We start from the raw sequence: 11037 nt of genomic DNA, 5'->3' as shown, positions 1-11037 counted from the left end.
CACGCGCTACCCAATTGGATACAGCGCGAACGATTGGACTCGATCTTAGTTGACCGAATCCTTCAGACCCTTGCCAGCCTTGAACTTAGGCTGCTTCGACGCCTTGATCGTCATCGGTTCGCCAGTTCGCGGATTGCGACCGGTCGATGCCTTGCGCTTGGCAACCGAGAACGTACCGAAACCGACCAGGCGAACTTCGTCCCCATTGGTAAGCGCCTTGGTGATCGAATCGAACACCGCTTCAACCGCACCTGCTGCATCGCTCTTCGAAAGGCCGCTGGCGTCGGCGACCGCGCCGATCAGGTCGTTCTTGTTCATTGTCGGGAACCCCCCTCGTTTTTATCTAGAAAATGGGCTGTGAATCGCCTGCGCGAAGGGAGACGAATTGAGAGTTTTTTGGCCCGAGTGTCAAAGCCAAAATCGGCCAAAAAGCGTCGTTTGCGAGGCAAATTTCGGCGGTTTCGCGGTTAACGCAGCATTTGGTATCCCGGACGGAGGAAAGGTTCCGATCGGCAACCGAAAAAAGCACCCGGACGAGCGCCCGAGTCGCTGCGTCGCAGCATGGCGTGATTCAGTGCGCGGTCGTCGACGGTGGTGGCGCGTGCGGATGGTCCGGCTGGCTGGCCAGATCATCGGCTTCGCTCCATTCGATCGGTTCCAGCTTTGCGCACAGCGCATGCTCAAGAACCTCATCGACATGTGCAACCGGCACGATCTCCAAGCCTTCCTTCACATTTGCTGGAATTTCCGCGAGATCCTTCACATTCTCTTCCGGAATCAGGACTTTCTTGATGCCCCCGCGAAGGGCCGCAAGGAGCTTCTCCTTAAGGCCGCCAATAGGCAGGACACGGCCACGCAAGGTCACCTCACCGGTCATTGCGACATCGGGGTGCACAGGCACGCCCGTTAGCGTCGAAACGATCGACGTCACCATACCGATGCCCGCGCTGGGCCCGTCCTTCGGGACAGCCCCTTCGGGCAAGTGAATGTGAATGTTGCGACGCTGGAACAGGCTCGGTTTGATCCCGTAGTGGGGCGCGCGAGCCTTCACGAAGCTGAAGGCCGCAGCGACGCTCTCGTTCATCACTTCGCCGAGCTTGCCGGTGGTTTTGACCTCACCCTTGCCGACAGTGGTGACACTCTCGATCGTCAACAGCTCGCCGCCTACCTCTGTCCAGGCAAGACCGGTAACGGCGCCAACCTGCGCTTCGTCTTCGCTCATGCCATGCTTGTACTTCCGCACGCCGGCAAAATCGGCGAGGTTGTCCGGCGTGATCGTGACGCTCTTCACCTTGCCTTCGAGGATCTGGCGAAGGCTCTTGCGCGCCAAGCGCGCCAGCTCGCGCTCAAGCGTACGCACGCCCGCCTCGCGAGTGTAGTAACGGATCAGGTCGCGTAGCGCGGCCTCTTCCAGCGCGAACTCGCCCTTCTTGAGCCCATGTTCCTTGACCTGCTTGGGTAGCAGGTGCCGGGTTGCGATCTCGACCTTTTCGTCCTCTGTGTAGCCTTCGAGCCGAATGATCTCCATGCGGTCGAGCAATGGCTGCGGCAGGTTGAGGCTGTTCGCCGTGCAGACGAACATCACATCCGACAGGTCGATGTCGAGTTCGAGATAGTGATCCTGGAACTTGGCGTTCTGTTCGGGATCGAGCACTTCGAGCAGCGCCGACGCAGGGTCGCCGCGGAAATCCTGACCAAGCTTGTCAATCTCGTCGAGCAGGAACAGCGGGTTCGATTTGCCTGCCTTGCGCAGGTTGGTGACGATCTTGCCCGGCAACGAACCTATGTAGGTCCGGCGGTGGCCCCGGATTTCCGCCTCATCACGCACGCCGCCAAGCGATTGGCGCACGAATTCGCGGCCGGTTGCCTTCGCTATCGACTTACCAAGGCTGGTCTTACCCACGCCCGGCGGGCCGACGAGGCAGAGGATCGGCCCCTTCAGCTTGCGCGTCCGCGCCTGGACCGCGAGGTATTCCACGATCCGGTCCTTGACCTTCTCGAGCGCGTAGTGATCCGCATCGAGTATTTCCTGGGCCTTGGCGATATCCTTCTTGACCTTGCTCTTCTTGCCCCATGGCAGGCCAAGCAGCACATCAAGGTAATTGCGGATCACGGTGGCCTCGGCGCTCATCGGCTGCATGCTCTTGAGCTTCTTGAGCTCGGCTTCAGCCTTCTCGCGCGCTTCCTTGCTGAGCTTGGTCTTGCCGATTTTCTCGGTCAGCTCCGCAATCTCATTGCCACCGTCTTCATCGCCACCGCCCAGCTCATTCTGGATCGCCTTGAGCTGCTCGTTGAGGTAATATTCGCGCTGGGTCTTCTCCATCTGCCGCTTCACGCGGCCGCGGATGCGGCGCTCGACCTGCAGCACCGACAGTTCGCCTTCCATGAAGGACATGACCATCTCGAGCCGCTTGAGCGGATCGTGTTCAACCAGGAGCGCCTGCTTGTCGGACACCTTCGCGTTGATAGCGGCGGCGATGGTATCAGCCAGCTCACCCGCATCGTCGATGTCGGCGAGCTTTTCGACCGCATCGTCACCGATCTTCTTGTTCAACTTCGCGTATTCGCCGAACTGCTCGATCACCTGACGCATCATGGCCAGCACTTCGCTGCCCGACGCGGTCACGACATCGCGATAGGATACCTCGGCCAGGACATGCTCACCCTCGGGCGTGAGGCGTTCGAGCGTCGCCCGACGGCTCCCCTGCACCAGTACGCGAACCGTCCCATCGGGCAATTTCAGAAGCTGAAGGACCTGTGCAACCACGCCGATGTCATAGAGATCGTCGCGTTCCGGGTCGTCGCAGGCTGGGTCCAGCTGGGCCAGCAGGAAGATGTCCTTTGACCCTTCCATTGCTGCCTCAAGCGCAGCCACCGACTTGGATCGACCGACGAAGAGCGGCACGACCATGCCGGGAAACACGACAATGTCGCGAAGGGGAAGAAGGGGAAAACTTGGTGTCATGGTTCGATTCCGGCGGGCATTGGGCCCGGTGTTGGATCGAATATGGGGATCACCTCGAACCCGTGCAACGCGGGGTACGAAATCGGGTGTGGAAGACCCGTTTCGAACCCCGAACGTTTCACCAGCCGGCTGGATCTACCAGCTTTCACATGCCGGGTAACTTCATTCCCGGCGGGAGCCCGATGCCCTGCTGAATCTTGGCCATCTCTTCACCCGAAAGCCGGTCATCACGATCCCGCGCATCGTTGAATGCAGCGGTCACGAGATCTTCGACCATCTGCTTTTCTTCCGGCTTCATCATGCTTTCATCGATCGTCACGCCAATTATCCGCCCGCGCGCCGTTGCCCGGACCTTGACCAGTCCGCCGCCGGCACTGCCTTCGACCTCGAGCGTATCGAGCTTGGCCTGCGCGTCGTTCATCTGCTTCTGGATCGTTTCGGCTGCCTGCTGGGCCTGTGCCAGCATTTCTTCCATGTTCATGCGTTTCTACTCCAAGGGATTTCGCGGCGCTTGGGGGTAGCGCCGCCGTCTTCGACAAGCTCGGCATCGGGGAATGCTTCGAATGCAGCCTTCACCAGGGGATGCGCGCGTGTCGCTGCCGATGCCGCTTCTCGCGCTGCTTGTTCCTGTTCCACCAGCGATGGTGCACCAATTCCGCCGGGCAATTCCTCGACCGTCCAACGGCTCTGCGTGTGCCGGTAGAGCGTATCCTTGATGATCGGCACCACATCTTCTGTAAACTTGGCGTCACGACCAAAGCGCAGCAAGCCATTGTCCAACTCGACGACCCGCACCTGCAGGCGCATGACATTGGCTTCCTGCATCATGCCCCGGGCATCGATCGCCTCTACAAGCGCTCGCCAATCAGGCGCAGTCTCCGCCGCGGGAGCCGCACCCTGCGCGGTTGGCGCGGCCTGGTCGACCGCGACCGGCGCGCGGTCAGCCAAGGTCTCGAGCTTTTTGGCCAACCTGCCGGGATCAGGCATCTGCCCGGCATGCAGTATCCGCAGCATAGCCATACGCAGCGAAACCAGGGGATCCGGTGCCAGACGAACCTCTTCATGCCCCTTGAGCAATAATTGCCACAAGCGGTGCACCTGTCCCACCTCGAGCTGCCCTGCCCAATCGGCCAGCGCGCCCCGCTCTTCTGCCGTCGGCGCATCTGCTTCGCCGCCAGAAACCTGCACAAGTGCGATCCGGTGGACGAGGTCCATCTGCGCGCGCATCAAAGCCAGTGGCTCGACACCAAGCGAATACTGTTCATCGATCGCCGTCAGCAAGGCTTTGCCGTCACCGGCCAGCACATAGCCAAGAAGGCGCCGCTGAGCCGACTTGTCGGCGAGACCCAGCATGTCCCGAACACGTGCAGCCGTCACACGGCCTTCGGTGTCGAGGTCCGCATGGGCGATCGCCTGGTCGAGGATCGACAGGCCATCGCGAACCGAACCTTCCGCTGCGCTCGCGACGATATGCAGCGCCTCTTCCTCCGCCTCAACGCCCTCCTTGTGGCAAATCTCGGCAAAATGGGCCTGCAACATCTCCACGGGAATGCGGCGCAGGTCGAAACGCTGCGTACGACTGAGTACGGTGACCGGCAGCTTATCGACCTCGGTCGTAGCGAAGAGGAACTTCACATGCGCTGGCGGTTCCTCAAGTGTCTTGAGCAAGGCATTGAATGCATTGCGGGACAGCATGTGAACTTCGTCGATAATGTAGATCTTATAGCGTGCGCTGACGGCAGCATAGCGCACGGCTTCGATGATTTCGCGAACGTCATCGACGCCGGTGTGAGATGCGGCGTCCATCTCGATTACATCGATGTGGCGGCCTTCGGCGATCGCCCGGCATGGCTCACATTCGCCGCATGGGCTGATCGTCGGCCCGCCCTGCCCATCCGGGCCGACGCAATTGAGCGCCTTGGCGATCAACCGCGCTGTCGAGGTCTTGCCCACCCCGCGCACGCCGGTCATCAGGAAGGCATGCGCCAACCGGTCACGGGCGATGGCATTGGCCAGGGTGCGAACCATGGCGTCCTGACCGATCAGCTCGGCAAAGGTCTGCGGGCGATATTTCCGTGCAAGCACGCGATAGGGCTGCGTACCAGCAGCCGAGGTCGGCTTCGGCGCCTCAACAGCAGGAGCTGCGGGAACCGGTGACGAAGACGGTGTTGGCTCCGGCGCCGGATCGCCAAACATGGATTCCTGCCCAGCTGCCTCAAGCTCGGCAGCAGACGGCTCATCGACCTTCTCAACCTCGGTTTCCCAGGGGAGGCCTTCGGGATTGTCCGGTGAATCACCCATGATCGGTAGGTAGGCATTGGCGCCGCAAAAGTCATGCCGCGCGTCATCGAATTGTGGGTGATAGCAATAGGAGCCGGCCGACCCGCCGCAATCCACCTGGGCTGCTTCCTTCCGGACCTGACCCGGTGAGCGAACGCAAACGTCCGACCGACTCCCGGCCGCGCATATGGCGACCGGGGCAGGAAAAATCAATTACCGAAAATTGTCGGCGTAAGCCTGCAGCTTGAGCGTCTTGCTGGGCGTTGCATGGACGCGCGCGACGATGCCGTATTTGTCGGCATAGGCCTTGGCTTCATCCTTGCTTGCGAAGGACAATTGCACCTGGACTTGCGTATCCCCGCTGCCCGTCCATCCCATCAGCGGGTCTGCGCGGCGGGCTTCGGATTGCTCGAATTCGAGTACCCACTCATCAGTCCGGGCCTTGCCCGACTGCATGGCGTTCTTCGGTCGCTGGTAGATTCGTGCTGCCATAATGGGTGTGCCTCTAATTCAACCTTCGGAACGAGAAAAGGCGTTCTTGGTTTTCAGGCTGGCCTTTTCCGCCCAGGGTTCCTCGGGCCAGCGGTGTTTGGGGTATCTCCCCTTCATGTCCTTGCGCACATCCGCCCAACTACCACGCCAAAATCCCGGAAGGTCCCGCGTTGCCTGGATCGGACGCCCTGCAGGGCTGGTGAGCTTGAGCAGGAGCGGCGTGTTCCCGACCATCGGATGCTGCTCCAACCCGAACAGTGCCTGCACACGAACCTCGACGCTGGGAGCATCTTCGCCCGTATAGTCAATCGCGTGGCTGGATCCGGCAGGCGAAACGAACTCGCGAGGTGCCAGCTGATCAAGTCGTAGGCGCGAGTCCCAGTCGAGTTGGGACAGCAAGGCATCGATCAGGCGCGAGCGCGGAATATCGAGATCACGTCGTCCGATGAGCAATGGCACCAGCCAGAGCTCTGCATTCTTCGCCAAATTGTCAGAGGAGAAAGCGGAAATCCCGGCATATTGAGCCCGTGCCAGAAGGTCCGCGGGAAGTAGTTTTGCCGGGTTTTCCAGCGCTTTTTCCACAAGGATGTCCACAATCGCCTGGGCATCAGGTGCGGGGTCGGAGCCGCTTGCCAGCTTGATCGATCCAAGCCTTCGTTCCAGCAGGGCTTCTACCCTATTCCCCGTCCAGCGCAGTCGCTTATGCCGTTCAATGCGTTCCGGCAGCCAGCGTTCGAGCTCCGTCTCATCGAGACCAATTGCCGCGGTAACCCGCGCACCCTTCGCTTGCCCCTGCGCATCGCCGATCACGATAAACTCGGACCGGGCCAGCGGAGATGTGGGGTCGAGGATGAAACCTCTGCCCCCGGCGGCGATCCAGCTCTCGCCATTCGTATCGCGTCGCTTGGCGATGAACTCGGGCCTCCCAGCGGCCAGGAGGATCCCCAAGGACGGGTTCTTCTCACCACTTCTCACCGCCAGTTGCTCGGCGCTACGTGCCCAGCGCGCCGCAAGCTTGCGACTAGCATCGGACCGCGAGCCCCGATCGGCATTCCAGCGCGAAAGCCGCTGCTCGAGATCTTCTCCACTCCCGCCCAACCCACGTTCCTGCAAGAGCAGAGCCAGCCGCGCAGCATTCTCTGCCGCGCCATGCTCGGCCCCGAACAGCACCGTGGCAGCACCCTGGGGATCGAGCGGTAAATGCGCGAGCTGCTCTCCGCGCGGCGTGATGCGTCCCTGTTCATCGAGCGCACCCAATGCTTCGAGCGTCCTTCGCGCCGCTGAGACAGAGGCTGCCGCCGGGAGATCGAGCCTTTGCTGGCTTGCCGGATCGGAGGTGCCCCAGCGTGCGAGGCCGAGCACCAGGGGCGCGAGGTCCGCAGTTAGCATCTCTGGCGGATCGTATGGTGCCCGCCCGGCGTGTCCTGCCTCTTCCCAAAGGCGGTAGGCTACGCCTGGGCCCTGCCGCGCGGCACGACCGGCGCGCTGTGCCGCAGCGGCCTGGCTGGCACGATGTGTGACGAGATGGGTTGTACCCGCAGCTCGATCGAACTCCGCATGGCGTGACAAGCCACTGTCAACCACCACCGAAACACCGTCGAGCGTGAGGGAAGTCTCCGCGATTGCGGTCGCCAACACCACTCGCCTTCGGCCTTCCGGGTCGCGCCGGATCGCAGCACGTTGGCCGGCGGGCTCAACCTGCCCATGGAGGGGCAACACCAGCGCATCCGGCAGCCGTCCCTCCAGGCGCTCACGCGTCCGCTCTATTTCGCGCACACCGGGCAAGAATGCGAGGATATCACCCTGCTCCTCGCGCCAAGCGCGGGCAACGGCTGCGGTCAGCGCTTCCTCGACCGAGGCCTGCGGCGATGAGCCCAGCCACTCGATCCGCAAAGGGTAGGCCCGCCCCTCACTTTCGATCGTAGGGCACTCAGGGTCGAGAAGTCGCGCGAAGCGTTGTCCATCGATGGTCGCCGACATGACCAGCAGGCGCAAGTCTTCGCGCAGCACGGCACGCGTCTCCAGTGCGAGGGCAAGACCAAGGTCGCTATCGAGATGCCGTTCGTGCGCCTCGTCGAACAGGACAGCGGAAATGCCCGCCAGTTCAGCATCGGCAAGGATCGTGTTGACGAAGATTGCCTCGGTAACGACGAGGATACGCGTCCTTGCCGACCGCTTGCTGTCGAGGCGCGTAAGGTACCCAACCGTTTCCCCCGGTTTCTCGCCGAGCATTTCGGCCATACGCTCGGCAGCAGCGCGGGCGGCGACACGGCGTGGCGAAGTCAGGATGATCGTGCCCGTGCACCATGGTTCATCGAGCAGAGCCGGCGCAACAGCCGTGGTCTTGCCCGCGCCCGGGGGCGCGACGAGCACTGCACCATTCCGCTCGCGCAAGGCGGCGAGCAGGTCGGGAAGCACGGAATGGATGGGCAGCCGGGTCACGCAAGCGTGATGCGGACGAAGGCGGCGCGCATCAACCCATGGGATACATGATTTCGCGCGAAATCGCGTCGATCGCCTTCAGGGTTTCGTCGCTCAACACCTGGTCGGCCGCCGCAAGAATTTCGGGCAGTTGTTCCTCGCGACTGGCCCCGACGATGGTCGAGGCAACGAAATCATGCTGCTTCGACCAGATCACCGCCATCGTTACGGGACTCATTCCCAGTTCGGCGGCAAGCTTCGCAAAACGAGCGGTCGAGGCGAGTGACTTTTCGTTGACGAAACGCCGCGCCATGGCTGCCTGCCGACCCCCAATCTCAAGATAACGCGAGAAACGCGCGCCTTCCGGACGGGCGCCATTGGCATACTTGCCCGACAAAACCCCACCACCGATCGGTGAATATGGGATCAGGCTGACGCCTTCCTTGCGACAGACCTGCGCCAGTTCATCCTCGAAACGGCGGTTGTTGAGGCTGAAATTGTTCTGGATGGTCTGGTAGCGCACCGTCCCCAGTCGCTCGGCCGCAGAGATCGACTTCATCAGCCCCCAGCTGGTTTCGTTCGAACAGCCGACGATCCGCACCTTGCCTGCACGGACCAGCTCGTCGAGCACTTCCATGGTCTCGTCATAGGGCGTGTCGTGATCGGGCCAGTGAGTCTGGTAGAGATCGATATAGTCGGTCCCCAGCTTCTTGAGGCTGTCCTCGACGGCAACCATGATGTTGCGCCGGTCGAGCGCGGTCATCCCCTCGCGCTTGGGGCTGCGGAACCAGACATGGCTGGGACCCGACACCTTGGTAGCCAGGATGATCGCATCACGCGGCTTTGTCTTGAGCCATTTGCCGACGATTTCTTCAGTCCTACCAACCCACTTGCGGTCAGGCGGCACGGGATAGCCTTCGGCCGTGTCGTAGAAATTGATCCCCGCATCGAAGCTTTGGTCAAGGATCCTCAGAGCTTCAGCTTCGTCAGTCTGGCTGCCAAAGGTCATCGTACCCATGCAGATATCCGAAACAACTATGGCCGATGTGCCAAGACGCTTGGTTTGCATGATAACGAGTCTCCTGATCAGAATTCACGCGGAAGTGGCTGATGGGGTTCAGTAGCCGCGAGCGACGGCGAAGAGCGCCGCCTGGGTCATCGCCTGCCGCGCCTTGCCGTCCGGAAAGATCGACAGGGCATCGATCGCACGCTGAGCAAAGTGCCGCGCGCGAGCACGGGTATCGTCAACTGCATTGTGGCGGTCGATCAACATGATCGCGTGTTCGAGGTCGTCATCGCTTGTCCGATAACCGCCGATCGCAGCCTTCCAGAACTCGCGCTCTTCCTCGCTGCCGCGAGCATAGGCCAGAATGACTGGTAGCGTCATCTTGCCTTCGCGGAAGTCGTCGCCGCGGTCCTTGCCCATCGCAGCCGCATTCGAATCATAATCAAGTGCGTCGTCGACCAGCTGGAAAGCGACGCCCAAGTTGCGGCCATACTCGTCCAGCGCGCGTTCCTGTGCATCATCGCACTCCGCGACGACCGCGGCGATCCGGCTCGCAGCGGCGAACAGCGCGGCGGTCTTGGCCCGAATGATGTGGAGATAACGTTCCTCGCTGGTGTCGATCTTGCGCTGCGCGGTAAGCTGATCGACCTCGCCCTCCGCAATGATCGCGCTGGCACTGGAGAGGATCTTGAGCACCTTGAGGCTGCCGTCCTCGACCATCAGTTCGAAGGCACGGCTGAACAGGAAATCGCCCACCAGCACAGTCGCCGGATTGCCGAAGATGATGTTGGCTGCCGCCTTTCCGCGCCGCAAGTCGCTACCATCGACAACGTCATCGTGCAGCAAAGTGGCGGTATGGATGAACTCCACCGCCGCGGCGAGCTTGTGATGGCGGGCACCGTTATATCCCACGACTTCCGCACCGGCGAGCGTCAGCATTGGGCGCAAGCGCTTGCCGCCTCCCGAAATCAAATGCCCCGCAAGTGCCGGGATAAGCGGTACTTCGCTCTGCATCCGGTCGAGGATGACCTGGTTGACCTGGTTCATGCCGGGCGCGGTGAGCGCCAGCATCGGCTCGATCGAGCCTTCGGGTTCCTTGCGCGGCAGGGGTACTACGGTAGCTGTCATTTCGGCTTGGCCATGCGCTGGAGATGCTTTCTTGGCAAGGGCGCAATTGCCGCTAATCTGGCAAGCGATGACGCAAACCGCGCAACCCTCGCACGATCCGGTGCTGGCCGCCTATCGCAAGAGCATCGACAACATCGATGCCGCGCTGATCCATATCCTGGCGGAGCGATTCCGCATCACTCAGGCGGTGGGCGAACACAAGGCGAAGACCGCCCTGCCCGCGGCCGATCCGGGGCGCGAGCAGGCCCAGATTGCCCGTTTGCGGCAACTCGCGGAAGAAGCTGAACTCGACCCCGAGTTCAGCGAAAAGTTCTTGCGCTTCATCATCGACGAAGTGATCCGTCACCACGAAAAGGCGGCGGCTGGCTAAGCTGGCACTATTCGGTTTCGACCGGCCCAGCCTCCTTAACCCAGCGAACATAGCCTTTCTTATCGGCGAGGTTCTCACTCATAGCGGCTGCGTTTGTCAGCGCCGCAATATCCTGAGCGTGGCAATTGCCATCGACAATCCTCAATCCTGCAAAGGGGGCCTGTGTCACCAGGGCACCCTCTTCGCCAGTACGCATTGCTTCCTTGTCGACTGGACCACACTGAATCAGCCAGGTTTCAATCGCGGTGAACCGCCCTTCGCTGTAACGTGAAGCGGGGCGCATCGCGAGATAGACGAAATTCGGTCCACTCCTTCCTTTTCCCATCAACTCCGTGGGCAGCGTAACCAAGAGTTCTTGATTCCCCAATAGAAGCA

General features: G+C 61.5%; 10 protein-coding genes and 1 other RNA gene. 1 reads left to right on the top strand and 10 read right to left on the bottom strand.

What is annotated here, in order from left to right; translation table 11 throughout:
• Window positions 1-45 precede the first annotated feature (45 nt).
• The 9 genes from AAFM29_RS05260 to AAFM29_RS05220 form a co-directional block, all read right to left on the bottom strand.
• Entirely contained in the window at window positions 46-318 is a 273-nt protein-coding gene (locus AAFM29_RS05260; RefSeq protein WP_173213899.1) for an HU family DNA-binding protein, read from the bottom strand.
• Between the two features lie 253 nt (window positions 319-571).
• The gene (gene lon / locus AAFM29_RS05255) at window positions 572-2965 is read right to left on the bottom strand and encodes an endopeptidase La (protein WP_341711751.1); all 2394 of its coding nucleotides are present in this window, start codon (window positions 2963-2965) and stop codon (window positions 572-574) included.
• A 145-nt stretch (window positions 2966-3110) separates the two neighbouring features.
• Entirely contained in the window at window positions 3111-3446 is a 336-nt protein-coding gene (locus AAFM29_RS05250) for a YbaB/EbfC family nucleoid-associated protein (protein ID WP_341711750.1), read from the bottom strand.
• A complete protein-coding gene (locus AAFM29_RS05245) occupies window positions 3443-5266 on the bottom strand; it encodes a DNA polymerase III subunit gamma/tau (protein ID WP_341711749.1) in 1824 nt (607 codons plus the stop codon). The genes AAFM29_RS05250 and AAFM29_RS05245 overlap by 4 nt, the downstream gene beginning before the upstream one ends.
• Before the next feature lie 62 nt (window positions 5267-5328).
• Window positions 5329-5425: signal recognition particle sRNA small type (gene ffs, locus AAFM29_RS05240), an RNA gene on the bottom strand.
• Window positions 5426-5458: 33 nt separating this feature from the next.
• Entirely contained in the window at window positions 5459-5737 is a 279-nt protein-coding gene (locus AAFM29_RS05235; RefSeq protein ID WP_341711748.1) for an ETC complex I subunit, read from the bottom strand.
• Window positions 5738-5755: 18 nt separating this feature from the next.
• A complete protein-coding gene (hrpB, locus tag AAFM29_RS05230) occupies window positions 5756-8179 on the bottom strand; it encodes an ATP-dependent helicase HrpB (protein ID WP_341711747.1) in 2424 nt (807 codons plus the stop codon).
• Window positions 8180-8210: 31 nt separating this feature from the next.
• On the bottom strand, window positions 8211-9227 hold the full coding sequence (locus AAFM29_RS05225; RefSeq protein WP_341711746.1) for an aldo/keto reductase: 1017 nt from the start codon (window positions 9225-9227) through the stop codon (window positions 8211-8213).
• Between the two features lie 48 nt (window positions 9228-9275).
• Window positions 9276-10292, bottom strand: coding sequence for a polyprenyl synthetase family protein (locus AAFM29_RS05220; RefSeq protein ID WP_341711745.1), 1017 nt, complete (start codon window positions 10290-10292; stop codon window positions 9276-9278).
• Window positions 10293-10359: 67 nt separating this feature from the next.
• Here AAFM29_RS05220 and AAFM29_RS05215 point away from each other — a divergent pair, with 67 nt between their 5' ends.
• Window positions 10360-10662 carry a chorismate mutase gene (locus AAFM29_RS05215; RefSeq protein ID WP_341711744.1) on the top strand — a complete coding sequence of 101 codons (303 nt, stop codon included), beginning with the start codon at window positions 10360-10362 and terminating at the stop codon, window positions 10660-10662.
• 7 nt (window positions 10663-10669) lie between these two features.
• Here the strand turns inward: AAFM29_RS05215 and AAFM29_RS05210 are convergent.
• Window positions 10670-11037, bottom strand: a 368-nt coding sequence (locus AAFM29_RS05210; RefSeq protein WP_341711743.1) for a hypothetical protein, incomplete at its 5' end; no start/stop codon positions are given.

The organism is Erythrobacter sp. (assembly GCF_038133525.1).
Taxonomy (GTDB): Bacteria; Pseudomonadota; Alphaproteobacteria; order Sphingomonadales; family Sphingomonadaceae; genus Qipengyuania.
The sequence above is the reverse complement of the archived record's forward strand: the minus strand, read 5'-3'. Positions and strand labels throughout refer to the sequence as shown.

Bases quoted from the DNA above. Each gene is read 5' to 3' on its own strand.
- AAFM29_RS05215 (WP_341711744.1), top strand. From the start codon at position 10,360: ATGACGCAAACCGCGCAACCCTCGCACGATCCGGTGCTGGCCGCCTAT.
- AAFM29_RS05220 (WP_341711745.1), bottom strand. From the start codon at position 10,292: ATGACAGCTACCGTAGTACCCCTGCCGCGCAAGGAACCCGAAGGCTCG.
- AAFM29_RS05245 (WP_341711749.1), bottom strand. From the start codon at position 5,266: ATGGGTGATTCACCGGACAATCCCGAAGGCCTCCCCTGGGAAACCGAG.
- AAFM29_RS05225 (WP_341711746.1), bottom strand. From the start codon at position 9,227: ATGCAAACCAAGCGTCTTGGCACATCGGCCATAGTTGTTTCGGATATC.
- lon (WP_341711751.1), bottom strand. From the start codon at position 2,965: ATGACACCAAGTTTTCCCCTTCTTCCCCTTCGCGACATTGTCGTGTTT.
- AAFM29_RS05235 (WP_341711748.1), bottom strand. From the start codon at position 5,737: ATGGCAGCACGAATCTACCAGCGACCGAAGAACGCCATGCAGTCGGGC.
- AAFM29_RS05250 (WP_341711750.1), bottom strand. From the start codon at position 3,446: ATGAACATGGAAGAAATGCTGGCACAGGCCCAGCAGGCAGCCGAAACG.
- AAFM29_RS05260 (WP_173213899.1), bottom strand. From the start codon at position 318: ATGAACAAGAACGACCTGATCGGCGCGGTCGCCGACGCCAGCGGCCTT.